The organism is Microvirga antarctica, from assembly GCF_017921815.1.
GTDB lineage: Bacteria > Pseudomonadota > Alphaproteobacteria > Rhizobiales > Beijerinckiaceae > Microvirga > Microvirga antarctica.
Window position 1 is genome coordinate 1 of record NZ_JAGEMM010000006.1, and the last position, 19,004, is coordinate 19,004.

Annotated in this window: 15 protein-coding genes and 2 pseudogenes; 2 read left to right on the top strand and 15 right to left on the bottom strand. The window is 62.1% G+C overall.

Annotated features, from left to right (window positions below; genetic code table 11):
• The 4 genes and pseudogenes from J4G32_RS16550 to J4G32_RS16585 form a co-directional block, all read right to left on the bottom strand.
• Nucleotides 1-325, bottom strand: a pseudogene (locus tag J4G32_RS16550) (hypothetical protein); the annotation flags it as partial.
• A 224-nt stretch (nt 326-549) separates the two neighbouring features.
• The gene (locus J4G32_RS21855) at nt 550-4,641 is read right to left on the bottom strand and encodes an autotransporter domain-containing protein (RefSeq protein WP_281413583.1); all 4,092 of its coding nucleotides are present in this window, start codon (nt 4,639-4,641) and stop codon (nt 550-552) included.
• 758 nt (nt 4,642-5,399) lie between these two features.
• Complete coding sequence (locus J4G32_RS16580; protein ID WP_210496630.1) at nt 5,400-6,077, bottom strand: ferric reductase-like transmembrane domain-containing protein; 678 nt, start codon at nt 6,075-6,077, stop codon at nt 5,400-5,402.
• A 15-nt stretch (nt 6,078-6,092) separates the two neighbouring features.
• Complete coding sequence (locus J4G32_RS16585) at nt 6,093-6,593, bottom strand: peptidase associated/transthyretin-like domain-containing protein (protein WP_210496631.1); 501 nt, start codon at nt 6,591-6,593, stop codon at nt 6,093-6,095.
• 264 nt (nt 6,594-6,857) lie between these two features.
• Here J4G32_RS16585 and J4G32_RS22205 point away from each other — a divergent pair.
• Nucleotides 6,858-7,036, top strand: a pseudogene (locus J4G32_RS22205) (LysR family transcriptional regulator); the annotation flags it as partial.
• Between the two features lie 132 nt (nt 7,037-7,168).
• On the opposite strand, the gene J4G32_RS16590 reads toward J4G32_RS22205, so the two are convergent.
• The 5 genes from J4G32_RS16590 to J4G32_RS16610 form a co-directional block, all read right to left on the bottom strand.
• Nucleotides 7,169-8,551, bottom strand: coding sequence for an adenylate/guanylate cyclase domain-containing protein (locus J4G32_RS16590; RefSeq protein ID WP_246505177.1), 1,383 nt, complete (start codon nt 8,549-8,551; stop codon nt 7,169-7,171).
• A gap of 84 nt (nt 8,552-8,635) precedes the next feature.
• Complete coding sequence (locus J4G32_RS16595; RefSeq protein ID WP_210496633.1) at nt 8,636-9,697, bottom strand: SDR family oxidoreductase; 1,062 nt, start codon at nt 9,695-9,697, stop codon at nt 8,636-8,638.
• A 226-nt stretch (nt 9,698-9,923) separates the two neighbouring features.
• Nucleotides 9,924-10,985: an NAD(P)-dependent alcohol dehydrogenase gene (locus J4G32_RS16600; protein ID WP_210496634.1), complete on the bottom strand. Its 1,062-nt coding sequence runs from the start codon at nt 10,983-10,985 to the stop codon at nt 9,924-9,926.
• 90 nt (nt 10,986-11,075) lie between these two features.
• The gene (locus J4G32_RS16605; protein ID WP_210496635.1) at nt 11,076-12,071 is read right to left on the bottom strand and encodes an aldo/keto reductase; all 996 of its coding nucleotides are present in this window, start codon (nt 12,069-12,071) and stop codon (nt 11,076-11,078) included.
• A 31-nt stretch (nt 12,072-12,102) separates the two neighbouring features.
• Nucleotides 12,103-12,501: a (R)-mandelonitrile lyase gene (locus J4G32_RS16610; RefSeq protein WP_210496636.1), complete on the bottom strand. Its 399-nt coding sequence runs from the start codon at nt 12,499-12,501 to the stop codon at nt 12,103-12,105.
• 92 nt (nt 12,502-12,593) lie between these two features.
• Here J4G32_RS16610 and J4G32_RS16615 point away from each other — a divergent pair, with 92 nt between their 5' ends.
• On the top strand, nt 12,594-12,806 hold the full coding sequence (locus J4G32_RS16615; protein ID WP_210496637.1) for a hypothetical protein: 213 nt from the start codon (nt 12,594-12,596) through the stop codon (nt 12,804-12,806).
• 539 nt (nt 12,807-13,345) lie between these two features.
• Here J4G32_RS16615 and J4G32_RS16620 read toward each other — a convergent pair.
• From J4G32_RS16620 to J4G32_RS16645, 6 genes are all read right to left on the bottom strand, one after another.
• A complete protein-coding gene (locus J4G32_RS16620) occupies nt 13,346-13,654 on the bottom strand; it encodes a DUF4387 domain-containing protein (protein WP_210496638.1) in 309 nt (102 codons plus the stop codon).
• Between the two features lie 5 nt (nt 13,655-13,659).
• Nucleotides 13,660-15,045: an acyclic terpene utilization AtuA family protein gene (locus J4G32_RS16625; protein ID WP_210496639.1), complete on the bottom strand. Its 1,386-nt coding sequence runs from the start codon at nt 15,043-15,045 to the stop codon at nt 13,660-13,662.
• The gene (locus tag J4G32_RS16630; protein WP_210496640.1) at nt 15,042-16,559 is read right to left on the bottom strand and encodes a tripartite tricarboxylate transporter permease; all 1,518 of its coding nucleotides are present in this window, start codon (nt 16,557-16,559) and stop codon (nt 15,042-15,044) included. Before J4G32_RS16630 ends, J4G32_RS16625 begins: the two co-directional genes overlap by 4 nt.
• The gene (locus J4G32_RS16635) at nt 16,559-17,098 is read right to left on the bottom strand and encodes a tripartite tricarboxylate transporter TctB family protein (protein WP_210496641.1); all 540 of its coding nucleotides are present in this window, start codon (nt 17,096-17,098) and stop codon (nt 16,559-16,561) included. Before J4G32_RS16635 ends, J4G32_RS16630 begins: the two co-directional genes overlap by 1 nt.
• Nucleotides 17,095-18,018: a Bug family tripartite tricarboxylate transporter substrate binding protein gene (locus J4G32_RS16640; protein ID WP_210496910.1), complete on the bottom strand. Its 924-nt coding sequence runs from the start codon at nt 18,016-18,018 to the stop codon at nt 17,095-17,097. The genes J4G32_RS16635 and J4G32_RS16640 overlap by 4 nt, the downstream gene beginning before the upstream one ends.
• Before the next feature lie 85 nt (nt 18,019-18,103).
• Nucleotides 18,104-18,994 (bottom strand): isocitrate lyase/PEP mutase family protein, encoded by an 891-nt coding sequence (locus J4G32_RS16645; RefSeq protein WP_210496642.1) that lies wholly within the window; start codon nt 18,992-18,994, stop codon nt 18,104-18,106.
• Nucleotides 18,995-19,004 lie beyond the last annotated feature (10 nt).

A 19,004-nucleotide genomic window follows, 5' to 3' on the forward strand; every position in this document is an offset into this window, starting at 1 on the left:
CAAGCTCCGGGACGTCATGGACGACCAGCGCATCATCGGTATTGGCGCGCGAGCGGCGCTTGCCGGTATCCGGGTCCTTCATGTAGCGCAGGCAGTTCAAGCCCAGCTTGCCGACGTGGAGCTCGTTATTGAGGATGCCCGTGCCCCGTGCCCGATTGCCGTTGATGGTGGATGAACCCCAGGCGGCATGGCGCGGCCCGGGGATGCCGCGATTGAAATTCTGTCCAGAATAGCGCCAACTCGAGGTGAGCGCATGGCCCCCCACTCGCTTGCGGTTGGGCCCTTGCGGCAGATCTGGAATGCCTCTTTTCGTTGGCGCAGCCAAGCGCGGGAATGTTTCTCAATTTGCCGCGCAGTTCCACTCCGAGGTCACCTCGGCACGAGGCGGATCGCCTTGACGAGACTGAGGATTGGCTGGGGCGCAGGTTCGGACTGAACAGTGGCTGGAACTTGCCCGGTCCTCGACCGTAATCGAGGAAGGCTGAGGTAAGGCTAGCAGCTTCGGGCCTGGCGAAAGCTTTTTCCCCCTCAAGCCAACCTGTGCGGTTTTCAGAACTGCAACAAAAAACTCCCCCTGATACTGTTCTCGTAAGCATTGCGTGCGAACTGGCCAGAATACCCCAGGCTGAGCTTTGCGTTTTCTGTAAGGGCGTAGTCCAGACTGAGCTCAGTGAGCAGGGCATCGCGTGCAATCGGCGAGCCCGAAAAGTTGAAGGCCTGGCCCGTGGGGAAAGCCAGCGTCGCAATTGGTGAAGTGTCGCCGAATGCGTGACGCCAGCCCAGCGTCGCGCGTCCCGTCAGCGCCTGTGCTAACGGGCTGGACGCCCGCAGGCCAAGGGTCGAAAAGGTTGTGTCCAAGACAGTCTCGCCTGCCATGGCGGCCACACCCTGTTCACCCAGGCTGCCGCCAACGTGCACGTGCGCCAAGTTGGCGAAAGGCTCGAAAGCCGCGTCGCCAAGGACGATGCCATAAGCCAGTTCACCGAAGCCTTGCGCAGAAACGGCCGTATATCGCGCTGTCTGGCCCCCCGCCAAACTTAACACCGAGGCGAAACGCGAAATTGCGAGATCGTTCGATGCAAACGCCGCGCCTCCGCGCAGGCTCCAGGCACCGCTGCGCCAGCCGCCATAGAGCCCAACATGGTAGCTGTCGCTGGACCCGGACGCAGCGAGAGCCGATGATTGAAACGATGAGGAGCTGTAGCCTGCGGCAATGCCGACCCGCCACGCATTGTGGAGCGTGACGTCGATACCGGAGAGCAGCCCTCCGACCACGTCACTCGTCCGCCCGGCGTTGCCGTCACCGCCAAGCGATCCCCAACCGCGAAGCGCCCGCCCCCAGACCGCATATACCGGCGACGACGCAGATGCCCTTTGGGTCCCATTCACCGGATGCGTGACGGTCGCGCCGGCTCTCGAGTCTGTGGAACCGGTGAGGTCCCCGCTCGCGGGAGCGACGGGCGACAAATCTTCCCGCAACCGGTCATTCACGGCATCGCGGACGAAATGCGACTGCTGCGACAGGACGCTTGCCGCGTTGGCGTGAATGGAAGCATTGCTGAGACTGGCGAAGGCCGCACGCGCATCAGCCGTCGATGCGCCCACAACCTGCTGCCAGGATGGGCCGGCGTTAGCGCTGTCAAGCGCGTTTGCGGCGGCCGCCTGGTTAGGCGTCGCCGCCAGCTCGGCAAACCGCTCGGGGCTCCGCCATGTCGTCAAGTAGCCATTGCGGCCATCCTCGCTGAGGGTGAAGCCAATGAATGGAAAGTCGGCAATCGCAACGGTGGGAGCCTGAACGTTCAGGCCTCTCGTGGTGGTCAGGATGGTATAGGTTTTGCCTGGCAGAACTGGCGAGGTGCCGGTGTTGTAGCGTTCGATCCGAAACGTCGAACTCTGGATGTCGGCGTCGCCGATAACCGCGACCCTGTCGCTTGAGGCGCCATTGATCTCGACCTGGTATGTAGACTGCGGCTCCATCTTGAGGTGGCCGACCACATTCAGTGTCCCGATCGAATTTCCCGGCTCTAATCCGGCAGCCTCCGTGACGACACGGCCTTGGACAGTGCCGCTTCCGCCGAACGCAGCGCCCGGCCCGACATAAATGACTGGGCTCTTCAGGCTGCCGTTCACGGCAAGTTCCCCGGAATCGACGTCGGTCATCCGGGCCTCGACATTCCCGGTGGTCGACAGCCTGCCGACGCCGCTTTTGATCAGTTCGCCGGTTCCCGAGAGATTGCCTGCATATGTCCCGTCGACGTTCTGGTGGAAGCGGACAGAGCCACCGTTATAAATGTTTCCTTGCAGGCTGGTTGAGTTCCCCGATAGCCGTCCGGTCTGCACAACGGTGCCGCCGGCGTAGATGTTCATCCCGGTCAGGGTGAGGTTGCCGGCCCTCAAAATGACGGCGCCTGTGCCAGTGATATTGCCAGAAAACGCCGGATAATCGCCGCCCCTGGTCTTGCCCTGGAGCGTGTGATCGAAGAATACGGATGGCAGGTCGCTGGGGCTGCCGGTAAAGGCAATATCGCCGCGAATCGTTGAAGAGTTGCCCATGATCACGCCGCCATTGACGACGGTGTCGCTATAGCTGTTCCGCGTATTCGTGAGCGCGAGACTGCCGGGACCCAGCTTGGTCATCGCGCCGCCCGTCACCGCGCCATCGAGCGTCAGCGCGTTGTCGACGTTGAACGCGCCCCCGTTGGCCCCGAAGGCGACCGGCCGTGAGGTGGCAAAGGCGCCTGTCGCTCGCACCGCCGCGCCATCGATCGCGAGCGGTGTGTTGACACGACCGAGCGCACTATCGGCAGCAACCGTCAAGACTCCCCCCAGAACACTGGTGCCGCCCGCATGGATGTTATTGCCCGACAGAACGAGTTCGCCTGCGCCGGTTTTCACGAACGTCCCGCTGCCTGCTATCGGGCCGCTCCAGTCCAGCGAGCCCTGCGGGACATCGACCCCTCCGTTGCCGAGAAGCAGCAACGTGCGATTGACCGCCATATTGGTCGCTGCGCGGCTCGTCGTTCCGAGGCTGCCGCCATTGATCAGGATATCACCCGTCGCGTCGCCGAGGTTGTTGGGCGAGGTGAACCGCAGGACGCCGCCAGCGATACTCAGCCCCGTAAAGGTGTTTGCCCCGCCGAGCGTGACGTCGCCGCCGCCCGACTTCGTCAACCGGCCACCGCCGACAATGCCGCGGACGGCCAGATTGGTACCGGGTGTCGCATAAAATCCGCTGCCATCGACGGAGCCGAGTGTCACAGGCTGATTCAGTGTCAACTTGCCGCCGCCGGTTGCGCCCAGGGCGCCGCCGTTCAACACAATGCCGCTGCTCGCCGTGAGAGGGGAAGTCAGCAAAAGCACGCCGCCATTGACCGTTGTGCTGCCGGAATAGGTGGTCGCCCCCCGTTGCGTCAGAATGCCCGCGCCGGCTTTTGTAAGACTTCCGGAGCCTGAGATATCGCCGGTTCGGGTTGCATCGACCGCCTGATCAAAGGCGAGGTTCGCATTGTTGACGATATGGCCGGGGATGCCCGCAGCGTTGCCGCGCAGCACGCCTGCGTTGACCAACGTGCCGCCGGAGTAAGCATTGTGACCGGTGAGAACGGTCGTGCCATCGCCGTTCTTCACGATTGACCATTTGCCGGTGCCGCCAAAGCCGTACTGATCCGCGATGTCGTCCCTGATGGTCTGCGTTTGCCCGGAACTGGTAGACAGCGCAAGCGAGCCGTTTCCGTCAAGAAACAGGCCACTTCCGTAGGCCTTCCCGTCAGTTGCCCCGGTCCCACCGGCACCTGCCACGACTGAACCGCCCTTGATATTCAGGTTCCCCGCGATGGACAGCGAGCTACCGGTCTGAACGAAAATCGCCCCGCCGAAACCGCCACCACCACCGCCGCCAAGTTCCCGGTCGGTCCATGACGTATAGCCCCCGCCATCGCCGCCACCGAAGCCGCCGGCGCCACCAATTTGGCGCTCTCCCCACACTCCAGCGCCACCCCCGCCGCCGCCGAAGCCACCGGGCACCCCAGGCCCGCCACCGGTTCCCTGACGTTGGCCACCCCCGCCACCGCCATATCCGCCGGGCCGAGCGGTCGGTACGCTCGTGTTGACCACACCGAGGTTGTCGCCACCGTCGCCGCCATTGGGAAGCCCGCCATGACCTCCATATCCGATGGCAGTACCGATTTTGCCATCAGTCTCGTAGCCCCCGCCTCCACCCCCGGCGCCATAGCCATCGTGAAACCCGCTGCCGCCGTTGCCCCCCTGAGCCTTTCCGTTTTGAAGCGTGACATTGGCTATGGTCACGTTGGCTCCCGACAGAACCAGCAAACCTGCGCCGAGACCTGCGCCGCCACCGCCACTCCCACCGCTGTAGGCGGTATTGCCACGGGCGGGCATACTTCTTGGCGCGCCATTACCTCCCTTGGCGAAGGTATTGGATATATTCAGATCACTGATACTGACATTACTGGCTTCCACCGTGAGACCACGATAGCGAGTAGCGCCTGAAATATTGCTATTGTTGCCGTAGATCGTGATGTCGCTACGGATGGTGGGAAGGTTCCCGTTCAACGTGATGGTGGTGTTCGGCACGAAGGTAATCGTATCGCCACGCCGGGCGCTGCGGATCGCATTCGCCAAACTGGCACTATCGTTGACGGACCAGTCGCCAGCCGCCGCGGGCGACCAGGGGCTTGCCGCGACGAGAAGTCCCGCACACGCCAGACCGCTGCCCCCCCACCAAAGCCTCTTCTTTTGTACGATCGGCGGAAGACAGGAGCCAACTCCGGGTATCTGGAACGCGGTACTTACAGCCGCAGCCTCACGTCGTTTTCCACAGATCACCAAGCCATCCTCCGAGCCGTTTCGTAGGGTTGCCTAGCTTAGCCCTGAGCGCAAGTCACTCCTGGCGTTGCGCCAGATCGGTAGTATCAAGTCTTGGATCGGCCAATCAGCAATTTCTGAAGAGGGCCGGTCGAATCATCACGCACGTTGGACTTCGTGGTCGCGCTCGAAGTCGTCGCTCGAATGCCTATCGCAGATTGGCCGCGCCCCAAGCGTTAGGGAATTTGGATCACTTGGGCACGGATGAGGCGCCCACCTGCTTCCTCGCATGCTCGAACGTTACGGTACCCGGTCTGGCGACAGGCAATCGATCGCACGTCCTTGAGTTCGGATCGTTCGACGCATTTCTGCCGGATATCGCTGACCAGCGTGGACCCCTGCCGTGTTCCAGGTGAGCGAGACACCTAGTGTCGCGGCAAGGCGTTGGAGGGCTGGGGACGCCACCATCCGACGAAGGGCACAATAGCTCGACGTGACGATCTGAAGTCCTTCCAGGACGCGAGCGTCGGCCCCGACGAAAAGATAAAGGATACTCCCGTCGTCGAAGCGCCGTTTCACCGGATGGCGGACTCTGACGGCTCTCGTTTGGCGCCCCGTGTCGAGCCGCGGTTGCGCCACGCATGGATCGGCCTCACGACCCGAAGGTCCAAAAGCGCCACGCTCATCGCCGCCAGGGTCGCCATGCACAGCATCCACTTTGTGATCGGTTCCATTGCGCCCTCAATTTGCAAGGCGTGTATCACGGTCGCCACAACGACGATCGCGGCCAGACCGTTGTGGATCAGCCGCCAGATCGAAAATCGGAGGCCGAGTCGGCGACGGAAGACCACCAGCGCTGCCGTTGCTACGACACCCCACATGGCCGTGACGCCGTAGATTGAAAAAGGGGTGGGCGAGATGAGCAGGAGCGCATCGATCGTATCGGGCGGGCTGGTCAGGTAGAGCCCGCCTACATGAAGCACCACTGCCACAACGAGTGCGACGCCGACCCAGCGGTGCCAGCGCCGCCCGGCTGACCCCTCGGAACCAGCGAGATAGCCCGCGGGCAGAAGTGGTTGGATGAACAGAAGCGACAGGCTGATAACGCCCGCGAAGCCGCCTACGATGTAGGGGAGAGTACGGTACGCAAGGTACGGACTGAAGGCCGTGATCGCGGCCGGTACGATCATCACCAAGGCCGCGCCGCTCCAGGCGAGAACCGCCCAGATCCAGCGCCTGTCGATCGATCCCATGAGCTTAAGCCAGCGTCAGCTAGGGGCGAGGACAAAATCGGCGGACACCGACGTGTCCCGGGCGCTCGGCATGACCGGACGCAGAAAGACTGTCTCGAACGAGCCGTCATCATAGGCCAGGTGGGCATGGGGCTGCCCAAAGTTCGGGACGATCTGCGCCATCTCGAGCTCGAACGAGCCGTCATCGCGGGTCAGGACGCTCCCATGGTTGACCGGATCGGGTTCGCCCCCGAGAACCGTTGCAGCCCAGATCTGAATGCGCAGACCCTTTAGCGGCGTGCCGGCGCCGGCCCGCACCACTTTGCCACGCACGAAGAATCCAGAGCCTAGCCGCTCGACCATGGGAGCGTTTGGCCGATAGTTATTGGCACCCCCGCGCATCGTCTGCGTGGGGGCAATTGCGGTCGCGGCAGCCGCTGGCAAAACGAGGCCAAGGGGACTGGAAACGAGCGCCGGTCCGGCCAAGCCCGCCGTCGCCGCGAGAAATGAGCGGCGGCTGAGGAATTCATATGCCATGTCGCATCTCCGTGTAGGAACCAGTGTCTGCGCTCAGAAAGAATAAGCTTTCAGGCGAAGGCGAAATTGCCCAAGCGCAAAAGGCCGCCGGGTTTGGTGCAACACAGCACCGAAATGACCAAAATAGAGGTAGGGCCAGCCGGGCTCGCGGTCCATGGCGGGATCAATCAAGCGTGCGTGATGAAGGCCTTGTCGAGTGGGCTGTTCAGAAACTTCGGCGGCGCTAAGGCCGTCATGGCCCTGGCTGCGGCGGTAGCCGGGTAAGGCTTGGCTTACCCGCTCGAGGACCGGGTTCAGCCGCGCCTCGTCGACTGACGGCTGGTACGCGTGCTCGACGACGGTCGCGGGCCGTTCTCCGGTATCATCTGTATTATCCGAGACGTCGGCAACCGAAGCCAGCCTTCGCCTTGCTCCTCGTGGATGCGCTGCGGAATCGCTGCTGAACCGGATGCCTTCAGCGGTCCAAGTCGGGAATGTCCGTTTCCTTCAGTGGACCAATAAGATCTCCCCCTTCTGTTTGCGAAGCCAGAGACAGTCTCGGAGATGTCCAAGCCGCCGAATAAGCGCGAGACCTGTCACACTGCGATGCGAACGACGATGTTCTGCTGCCGGCCCCGGAGCTGGATCTCGCGGGAGAGCTGGAACCTCGTGAGCCACTCCGAGCCGCCTGCTGCCTGGATGCAGTCCTCCGAAGCGACGATCGAACCTCCAATTTCGCGGGTCAGCTCCTCAAGTCTGCACGCCACGTTCACTACGTCACCGACAACGGTAAACTCGATGCGCTCCCTGCCCCCGAGGTTGCCCACGGTCACTGGACCGCAATGAATGCCGATCGAGACGCTCAGCGGATCTGCGCCACGGCCGCACCTTTTCTGGTTCCAGCGCTCGATCTCTTGCTGTAGCTCGAATGCACACTCGAGTGCCCGGCCGGCCGCGTCCGGTTGCAGCCCAAGGGAGCCGAAGGTCGCCATAAAGCCATCGCCAAGGTACTTATCGAGCGTGCCGGCATGCTTGAAGACGATGGCGCTGCTCCGCTCCTGAAAGCTCCGAAGAAGGGCAAACGTCCGATCTGGTGATAGAGTCTCACTGATTTTTGTGAAGCCGACGATGTCCGCGAACAGGACAGCCACCGTCCGCGTCGCCGGTTCTCCGAATGCTGCCCCGCCGCGCTTGCTGAGCGCCTCGGCCACGTCCGGAGAGACGTAGCGCGCGAGATCCGCGCGCACGACCTCTGCCTCCACCTGTCTCAACAATGTCCGTCGGCTCCGCCAGACGGTCAGCGTTAGGAGCAGGGTGAACAGGGAGGTCGCGACAAGCTGAGTGTACCATGCCGTCAGGCCGACGAAGGTCGGCTGAAAGGAGAGCTCCAAGACCGTGGATGACGCCAGTGCGCCCTCGGCGGCGACGTCATTGAATCGAATTGTGTCCGGTTGAGAGTAAATCGCGAAGACACCGCTCGACCAGATGAAGAGGATCGAAGCCCCCGTCCAGAGCACCCTCCTCGGGGAGTAGGTGAGAGCAGCCTCAGCGAGGAGCAGGAGAACGAAAAGGAACTCCTGTCCGCGCAACCGGGTCTGCACGGGCCATTCGGTGCCGAGAGCGGGCGGGGGCGGCAGCAGGATCGCGGCCGACACCAAGGCGACATCAAGAACGATGAAGCCCAGCTTGATCATCTCGCCACGAGGATGGTGTCGGATGCGGTAAGGAATGTAGCCCAATAGGAAGAACCCGAAGGCGTACGAACCGTAATAGAGGTCACGCGGCCAGGGCACGATCCAGAACAGCCACATGGACACGACGACGATGGCGGTCAGCCTCGCGTAGAAGGCGAACTGGAGACCCTCTAGCTCTGCCTGGCGTGTGCTCGCCTGGAGGCGATCCGTCGAGCTGTCGGAAGCCCACGGCAGACGGAGGCCGTCGACGACCCAATGGCCCAAGCCGATGATCCGGCTCGTCATATCAGACATGCGTGGCCTCGCTGGTCAGGACATCGCTCCCGAACGGGATCCGGCAGCAACAGCCACCAGACTTCTCTGCAACGATCAGGGGATCAACCGGTCTAACCGAAGGTCGGCAAACAGATCGAAGAAGGCATCGTCGGTTGGCTGGTACCCAGTAAAGCCGAGACGACGGCTCTTGGACATGTCCGTCACCACCTCAATCGGCCGTCCGAGATCAGCATCCGTATGCCAAGGGGAGGCAAGACGGCCAAGGTCCGGCTCGACCAAGCTCTCCCGTTCGGCAATGTGACGCCAGATGGGGGCGTCCGCCTTCATTTGTTCCTCCAGCGGCAGGACGGAACCGTCGAAAGGGGCGGGCTCAAGGTTGAACCATTCTGCAAGGCGGCTCCACATCCATTTCCAACGAAAGACATCGCCGTTCACCACGTTGAACGCTTGATCAAAAGCGGCTGGGGTCGTCGCGGCCCATAGGAGATGCTTGGCCAGCTGTCTCGCATCGGTCATGTCGGTCAGTCCATTCCATTGTGCCGCCGAGCCGGGAAATCGGAAGGGACGCCCCGTCTCGCGGCAGAGCGTGGCATAGACCGCCAGCGTCGTTCCCATGTTCATGGCGTTGCCGACCGCCTTGCCAATGACCGTGTGAGGCCGATGAATACTCCAGGTGAAGCCATCGCGCTTGGCAGCAGCGAACACCTCGTCCTCCTGGGCATAATAGAAGTTCTCGATGTCGAGCCGCCCTTGATCTTCGCGGAACGGGGTCTGCGGGAGGGTGCCCTTGCCATAGGCCTCAAAGGGGCCGAGGTAGTGCTTGAGCCCTGTGACGAGGGCGACATGTCGGACCGTGCCCGCGGGGCGCAGTCCATCCAGGAGGTTGCGCACCATGGCGGCGTTGACGCGAATGTTCGCTGCTTCTGTCTCTTGCCGCGACCAGGTGGCAATGAACACGGCCTCAGGCTTAACCTCAGCGAGAGCCGCGGAGAGTGAGGCTTCGTCCTGGAGGTCGGCGGAAATCGGCGTCACTCGCGCCTGCGCGACCGGTGTTCTAGCCAGGCCGACCACATCCCAGCCCTCTGCGGCCAGATGCGCCGCAGTTGCGCTTCCGACGATACCGCTCACGCCTATCACCAATGCCGTCCGAGCCATCGCAGCCTCCCTGACCTGGGATGGTAGCTAGTCATCGAAGCCGTCGGTTCCTAGAGGGAACGATCCAGGCACATACCCGGTGCCCGGTGGTCTCAGCTCCGGATTCCGGGTTGGGCGTGGCCTGAACGATCGATCGACCGGCCTTGCCTTCGTCCTGAGCAGGAACTGTGGAAGCCCGACGCGCATACCGCTCCCTCGATTATCAGCGCGTCGGCAACTCTGCTGTTCAGGCCCCGAGCGACGCCATGTCGATCACGAAGCGATAACGGACGTCTGACCGCTCCATCCGCTCGAAGGCCTCGTTGATCTCGTCCATGCGGATCGTCTCGGTGTCGGGCAGAATGTTCTTGCGCGCGCAGAAGTCGAGCAACTCCTGCGTCTCCCGGATGCCGCCGATGGGCGACCCGGCCACTCGCCGCCGCCCCAGCAGCAGGGGAACGGACGACATCTCCTCGAGCGGGCCAATCTGACCCACAATCACCAGGGTGCCATCCACATCGAGCAGCGGCAGATATGGGTTGAGATCGTGCTTGCTGGGCACGGTGTCGATGATGAGATCGAAGCCGTTCGCGGCTTCAGTCATCGCCTCCGGATCCGTCGAGACGAGCAACCGGTCGGCCCCGAGGGCCAGTGCATCGGCCTGCTTGTCCGGCGAACGGCTCATGACGGTCACCTGAGCGCCGAGGCCGGCGGCGAGCTTGACCGCCATATGCCCGAGGCCTCCGAGGCCGATGACACCGACGCGGCTGCCCGGACCCACGTTCCATGTGCGCAGGGGCGAGTAGGTTGTGATGCCGGCGCACAGCAGCGGGGCCGCCCGGGAGAGATCCAAGCCGTCCGGCACCCGCAGGACGAATTCCTGACGGACCACGATGTGCTTGGAGTAGCCGCCGTGGGTCATCTCCTGCGTGATGCGGTCAAAGCCGCCATAGGTCCCGGTGTTGCCCTCGCGGCAGAGCTGTTCCTCACCCCTGCGGCACTGGTCGCAATGCTGGCAACTGTCGACCATGCAGCCAACCGCCACATGGTCGCCTGCCATGAAGCGGGTCACCTCTGGGCCGACCTCGATCACACGTCCGACGATCTCGTGGCCGGGCACGACCGGAAAGTTCGACCAGCCCCAATCGTTGCGCGCCCAGTGCAGGTCGGAGTGGCAGACACCCGCGTAAAGGATTTCCATCGCCACATCGTTGGGACGCAGTTCCCGGCGTTCAAAGGTGTAAGGCTGGAGACGTGCGCCGGCGGAGGGGGCTGCGTAGCCGAAGGTTTTGTAGCGAAAGCTGGCCATGATGTGTGTTCCATTTGTCTGGCTGGGAATGTCGAGTGCTTCGATGGTCGTCCGGGTACTGACGGCCGTCGGTGAGCGTAGCGCTTCGCCTTAGAGACCCGTCGTCTTCATCAACTGCTCGGGGTAGCGCTCGCCCTCGATCTGGATCGCAGCCGCGGCGCCCTCGATCTTGGCGAGGTCGGCGGCATTAAGCTCGAGAGCGGCGGCGGCGAGGTTCTCCTCGAGGCGATGAAGCTTGGTGGTCCCCGGGATCGGCACGATCCAAGGCTTCTGGGCAAGCAGCCACCCCAGCGCGATTTGGGCAGGCGTCGCGTCCTTCTCTTTCGCGATCCGCTTCAGGAGGTCGACCAGCGCCTGGTTCTTCTCCATGGCCTCCGGCGTGAACCGCGGCAGGATCCGGCGGAAATCGGTCTCGCTGATCTGGGAATCCTTGGACATTGCGCCCGTCAGAAAGCCCTTGCCGAGCGGGCTGTAGGGAACGAGGCCGATGCCGAGTTCCTCGCATGCTTCAATGATCCCGTTTGTCTCAGGACCACGCGTCCACAGCGAGTACTCGTTCTGGAGGGCCGAGATCGCCTGCACGGCGTGCGCGCGCCGCACCGTCTGGGCGCCGGGTTCCGACAGGCCGAAGTGGCGAACCTTGCCCTCTTGAATCAGGTCCTTGACGGTTCCGGCCACATCTTCGATGGGCACGTTCGGATCGACGCGGTGCTGGTAGAGCAGGTCAATGACGTCGGTCTTCAACCGCTTCAACGAGGCTTCCGCCACCTTGCGGATGTGTTCTGGGCGGCTGTCGAGACCGGCTTGCCTGTTCGACTCCGGATCGATGTGGAAGCCGAACTTGGTGGCGATCACGACTTGGTCGCGTACGGGTGCCAGTGCCTCGCCGACGATTTCCTCGTTCGTGAAGGGACCATAGATCTCGGCGGTGTCGAAGAAGGTCACGCCGCGCTCGACCGCTGCGCGGATGAGTGCAATGGCCTCGGGCTTTGGGATGGAGTGGCCATAGCTGAAGTTCAGCCCCATGCAACCAAAGCCGATCGCTGAGACCTCCAAACCGCTGCTTCCGAGCTTCCGTTTCTGCATAGCGTTCTGCCTTTGGGTGATGACGCTTGGATCAGCGGGATTGGTACTGTTCGTCGGTGACGTGCTCCATCCACTGTACGGGCGAGCCGTTGAGCTTTTCCTGGATGGCGATGTGGCTCATGGCCATGGTGGGCGATGCGCCGTGCCAGTGCTTTTCGCCTGGCTCGAACCAGACCACGTCCCCGGGACGGATCTCCTCAATCGGGCCGCCCTCGCGCTGAACATGACCGAGGCCAAACGTGACGATGAGGGTCTGCCCGAGCGGATGGGTGTGCCACGCGGTGCGCGCACCTGGCTCGAACGTGACATGCGCACCGGCGACCCGAGCCGGATCGGGAGGGCTGAACAGGGGGTCGATCCGAACCGTGCCGGTAAACCAATCGGCTGGCCCCTCGCCGGACGGCTGTGAGCCGCTTCGCTTGATGTCCATCGTCGTTCTCCTTCGATAATCGGTAGACGACGTCGCGTGGTGACGTCGGATGAAACAGGCACAGGGTGATGTAGGTCGATTGGAACAGGAATGTGCTGACATTGTGCATTGCCGCACAGTTCGACGCCTCGATCTGGGTTAATTTCGGAATCGAGCGCTATCAGGTGGAGGTTCAGTTGCGTAACGAGCTTCAAGTGTCGCAAAGGCAGCCAGCTTCGAACGGAAGGCTGACATGGTCAGAATGGGGAGCGGCTGCCAGTCTGCTTGCCTTTCTGATCTTCTGGTTCGGGGTCGCGTTGCTCTAGCGTCCGGAGCAGCGGATTCCAGTTGTATTTCGTCGGAAGGGCGGGCCTAGAGGCGGCAAGTCCTGCCGGCCGTTTTAAGCACATTGTTGCGAGGCTGAGAGAAGCTCCGACGGAATGCCAAAGGCCCCGGTGCCTCCTCCAGAGTCACGCTCGCTGGCCGGGCCTACGTCACCGCGCTCTTGCTGTCACCAGGAGAATGGAGCGCGTGATGCGAGACTTTAGCAGCTTCCACCCGTGGCGCAGAACGCCCATAGATTCGATCTTCGGCTCCTTGCCCTCGTGAGCAAAGAAAAGCTCTGCACGTAACAACTCCCCAGCGCGGTACCTCAGATCGCCAACCCAACGAAGCCGGCTGTGGGGGTTCGGTCCCGGATGACCAAAACCCCTTGAAGAAAAGCGCTCATGCACTCGTGCATCTGCGTGCTCTGAGGTTATTGTGTTCGGTCCGTCAGAGGCACCCTTCACGGAGTGAATCAATGTCACGGCGGTTCTGACGATCTGTGGCTTTGCGCAGCCAGACTGCCGCAACTCAGCCAGCATCAGGGAATGTCCACGTCGATCAAGGGGGCGTATTGTTGACCGCCGTGGTTATCGGCATCGTGCAGATCGCCCTGAAAGCGCGGGCGTGGAATTGATATCTTAAAGGCCAGAGCTTGCGGCACGACGAAGAACCGCACATCTTCGATTGGAAACCGATATAGGCACGCGAAGGTTTCCGCCGACAGGGCACAACTCGTCCGCACTCGCTCGAACACCTCGAACGTATCGAACATGATGTCGAAGGTGAGTTCGAACGGACCTGCATTCTTGCTGCGGATAAGACTTGCTAGTTCGCCGAGTTTCGCCATCGTCGTCACTCCACGTCAAGATAGTCGATCGGGAACATTTCGCACGGGTGATCTGGCGCGAGGACGTGATTCACGCAGAAGCGGTAGACTGCTCCCCGTTCTAGGTAGGCTGGGCTGTAAGGGCAGGCGAAGCCGGTTATCAGGCCGCTCCATTCCGGAATCGGCAGGTGAAGCGCCTGATGCCGGGCCAACGACACGATGGTCGTTGCGATCTCCTGAGTGCTTGCTGTCACTTCCAGAACTACACAAAGTTCATGCGTCGGGCCGTCGCGCTCGGGCTCAAGCGGGCCCATCGTCCCGTCCTTGCCATAGAGACGGATATTGAAGAGATGCTCGACCGGTCGGTCGCCGAAAACATCCCCGACCCGCGCCAGCAGTTTCTGCCGCAAGCGGTCGCACCAATCGTCGATTTGCCTGATGATGTAAGGATCTCGGATCGACCCGATCACGATGCTCTGATACCCCACATGTTCGGAGCCTTCGAGCTTCACCGTGTAGGTTTCGGCCTTGTCGAAACGGCTGCCGCGAACTCGGACGCTTCGCGCATCGATTGCTTGATAGCTCGCCTGTGTCAGATCAAGCACTCCGCTCGATTCCACCAGGCGATAGGGGTCTGCGTTCTCGTAGAGAGCATGCGCTGCCACACTTTGGGGGGTACAGCGCACGTTCGGATCAAGCGCATCAATATCGAAATGATCTCCGCGAAATGTCACGAAAGTGGAATCGGGCGACGGGCGGGAAACGGCGATCGCACTCCCGCATTCGAGCAGCTTGGCGGCGTGCCACGCAAGCCCTGGCGCCACGCCCAAGCGGATGGGAAGCCCGGCAAAGATCGCGCAATCGCTGGCGCGTCCAGCAATCACCACGTCGGCGCCGTGATCCAAAGCCTCGAGAAACGGCTCCTCGCCCATCATCCCGACGATTCGCTCCGCGCGATCGATCGCGTCGGCGTCGAATTTGGGCGCCGGCGAAAGCGGGCGGATCCGTCCCTCGCTCAGGCGCTTTTTCAGATAGGTCTTGTCCTGCTCCGCATGGATCAAGGCCAACCGGAACCGCAAGCCCTCCTCTCGCGCGATTTCGAGGACGATGTCGCGGACGGCGGCGAGGTGGGGGGCGCCACCCGCTGTTCCGGCAGATCCCACGAGAAGCGGAACATTTGCGTCGAGGGCCGCCTTCAGCATCAGCCGGAGATCGCGTTTGATGGATCGGAGCGGGAAGGCGGTCGTGCCGGCGCCGAGTGGACCCGGTCCCGGATCGGTTGAGCCCGCATCGCAGCCGATGAAATGCGGCCGTCGGGCCATGCCCGCCAGGAGCGAGCTTTCTTTGAAGCCCGATCCGCAGACCCCTGTGGCGGACAACACGCGAACTTCCGACGTCGCGGTCTTGCTCATGATGAGGCCTGGTCGAAAACACAGCGGCGGCGCCGCGAGCGATAGTATTCGACCAGTGGCGGTGCCACGAGAGCAATGAGGGCGATCGTCAGGATCGTGGCCGAAATCGGCCGCGTGAGAAAGACGGTCGGATCTCCCTGGCTGATCGCGAGAGCGCGGCGGAACTGCTGTTCGGCCATTGGACCCAGGATGAGCCCGAGAATGGCTGGAGAAACGGGGATTTCGGCGCACCGCATGACGTATCCGAGAACGCCGAACAGACAGAGTGTGCCGAGATCAAAGACTGAGGCATGCAGGCTATAGACGCCTAGTCCCGCGAACACGAGGATTCCCGCGTAGAGGTAAGGCCGCGGAATCGCGAGCAGCCGCACCCAAACCCCGGCAAGCGGAAGGTTCAGAACGAGCAACATGACGTTGCCGATATAAAGACTCGCGATCAGTCCCCAGACCAGATCGGGATTGCTCTGGAAGAGCAAGGGGCCGGGATGCAGGCCGTATTGCTGAAAGGCCGCAAGCATGATCGCAGCGGTCGCCGACGTCGGCAATCCGAGCGTCAGAAGGGGCACCAGAACGCCTGTCACGGCAGAGTTATTGGTTGCCTCGGGCCCGGCGACGCCTTCAATCGCACCCTTGCCGAATTCCTCCGGATTTTTGGAGAGCCGGCGCTCGAGCGAGTAGGAGAGGAATGTCGGAATCTCAGCGCCGCCAGCTGGCAGGGCTCCGAACGGGAAACCGATGACCGAGCCACGCAGCCAGGGCTTCCACGAGCGCCTCCATTCGTCCTTCGTCATCCAGATCTGTCCCTTGATGGGGATGATCTGGTCGGCCAGCAACTTCTGGCGAGACACGACGAACAATGTCTCGCCCACTGCGAACAGGCCGACAGCCAGGATCACCACCTCGATCCCGTCAAGCAGGTATGGGATGTCGAGCGCCATGCGAGCCTGGCCTGTCTGCATATCGATGCCGACAAGGCCTATTGCGATTCCGAGAAAGAGACTGGCGAGGCCACGCAGGAGAGATGTGCCCAGTACTGCCGCGACGGTGGTAAAGGCCAGCACCATCAAGGCGAAATAATCAGCGGGCCCGAATTTGAGCGCCAGCGTCACGACGGACGGTGCGAACAGCGCCAGAGCGAATGTCGCCAAGGTCCCGGCTACGAAGGAGCCGATCGCGGCGGTCGCCAACGCGGCAGCTCCCCGGCCACGCTTCGCCATCTGGTTGCCTTCGATTGCCGTCACGACCGATGAGTTTTCGCCAGGCGTGTTGAGAAGTATCGACGTTGTCGAGCTTCCGTACATCGCGCCATAGTAGATGCCGCCGAACATGATGAACGCGCCAATGGGCTCGAGTTTTGCCGTCAATGGCATGAGCAGCGCGACCGTGAGCGCGGGGCCAATTCCGGGAAGAACACCAACCGCCGTTCCAAGCGTGACGCCGACAAGTGCCCACAGGAGGTTGCCCGCGGTTAGTGCGACTGCAAACCCGTGCATCAAGCCGTCGAATACGTCCATCAGCGGGCTCCCCATATGGTTCCGCTAGGTAGCGGCAGGCCGAGGGCATAGGTGAAGCAGAGAAAGATGAAGCCGGAAAACATGGCGCCCACGGCGAGATCAAATGGGATCCGGCGACTGCCGAATGCGCGGGTCGTCAAGGCGAACATCAGCGTCGACGATACAACGAAGCCCAAAGGCGCGATGAGAAAGGCATTGACCACGAGCCCGAGCGCGACGAGGCCGACGTTGGACAATTGCCGCCAATAAGCCGGGCGCGACAGGGCATGTTCGTCGGCCGTCTCGGCCCACATCACCGGCCATGTCCCCTTGAGCGCGTCGATCGACAAAAGCACGCCAACGATCACCAAGCCAGCTCCGACCATATAGGGAAAGACCTGGGGGCCGACTCGCGCGTATGAGGATTGGTCCTGACCGATCAAATAGCCCTGATGCGCGACGAACAAACCAAAGGCCACGAGTGCGACCGATATGACGGTCGCACTCACCTTCTTTTGCGAGAGCCGCGGTTCCGCGTCGCGCTCGGTCTCTCCGATCATTTCACCAGCCCGAGTTGGGTGAGGATTTCAGTGATGCGCGTGGTTTCGTTGGCGATGTAAGTCTTGAAGTCGTCTCCCGCGAGATACTCGTCATTCCAGCCGTTGGTCTGGAGAATGTCCTTCCAGCTCTTCGACGCGACAACCTTGGCGATTAGATCGAGGTAAGCCTGGCGCTGGGCGGGTGTGATCCCCGGAGGTGCTGCAATGCCGCGCCAGTTGGACAAGGACGCATCGACACCCTGCTCCTTCAAGGTCGGAATATCCACGCCGGGAACGCGCTTGTCAGACGAGATGGCAAGCACACGCAGATTGCCAGCCTTGATCTGGTCGGCGAGTTCGCTGAAGCCACCGACGCCGACCGTCACCTGGCCTCCGATGATGGCGGCGAGCGAGTCGCCGCCACCCGAGAAGGCAACGTAGTTGACCTGCTTGGGATCGACACCGATCGCCTTGGCGATCGAGCCAGCCAGAATGTGATCGGTTCCGCCGGCGGAGCCGCCTGCCCAGGAAACGCCATTGGTGTTCTTCTTGAGCTGGGCGACGAGGTCCGCCAGGGTCTTGATCGGCGAGTCCTTCGGTACAACGACGACAGAGTATTCACTCATCAATCGCGCGATAGGCGTGACGTCCGCAAGGGTTACTTTCGATTTGTTTGTGGCGAACGATGCGATCATGCCGAAGCCGCCGACGATCATTGCGTTGTCGCTGCCGGAGCGATTGCGGATGAACTGAGCGAGGCCGATGGCGCCGCCCGCACCGCCGACATTGATCACGGTCGCCGTCCCGAGCTTGTCTTGCTTGAGGACCTGTTCAACAGCCCGTGAGGTGCGATCATATCCTCCACCGGGTGCCGCCGGCGCCATGATCTCATAATCTGCAGCCTGAACTCGATTGGCGCCGATCATGAGCGTTGCCATCATCAGTCCGGCGGCAGCGGCTTTCATGCGGGTCGAACGTAGGATCGTGGTCATGTGGTCCCTCCTGGATGCGGCGCGAGGCCTGTTTTTATGGTCTGGTGGTAAACCTGTTTTCGATAGCGTCCAGCGCTGCGGCGCCCATGAGCTCGTTCAATTCCTTGAACGACACCAGAAGGTCAGGGCGATGGGTTGGCTGGTCCGCATCGATCGTGGGTGCGAAAGCCTCCAAGGCGTTCATCATTCCGCGAAGTGCTGCGCTCGACAGCATGCGCGCATACGAGACAGTCCCCGCGCCAAGATCCTGCAATTGCTTGGGTGTCAGCAACGGCGTGGTACCGCGCTCCATGAGACCAAAACCCATGTTGACGGCCAGCGGCCTGCTGACGTTTCTGGCAACGGTCCGAATGTCGTCTGCCGACAAGAGCGCGTCCGCGAAGAGAATGTCGGCGCCGGCCTCCGCATACATGTTCAGGCGGTCGATGACTTCCGGGATACCATCCGTAGCGGCCGCATCCGTGCGCGCGCGGATCAGGAAATCCGGATCACGTCTCGCATCGACAGCAGATTTGACCTTGTCGGCCATCTCGTGGGCCGGGATGACCCTTTTGCCTTCCATATGTCCGCACCGCTTGGGCCAAACCTGATCTTCGATGGAGATAGCGGCCAGACCGGCCTTTTCGAACGCGCGCGCCACGAAGTGGACGTTGAGCGCATTGCCGTACCCGGTGTCGGCATCGGCCAGAAGGGGGATATCGCAGCAATCTGCCAGCGCGCTGCAGGCGCGCAGATTTTCATCGAACGTGAGGATGCCGCGATCGGCCCATCCAAGGAGACTCTCCGACAAGCCGGCTCCGGTGATCGCCGCAGCCGCGTAGCCTGCCTTCTCGACAAGGCGCAGGCTGAACCCATTGTAAACACCTGGTAGAACGAGGATTTCCGGCGCTTCGACCATTGTTCTGAAACCACGGCGATCGACCATGCATGAGATC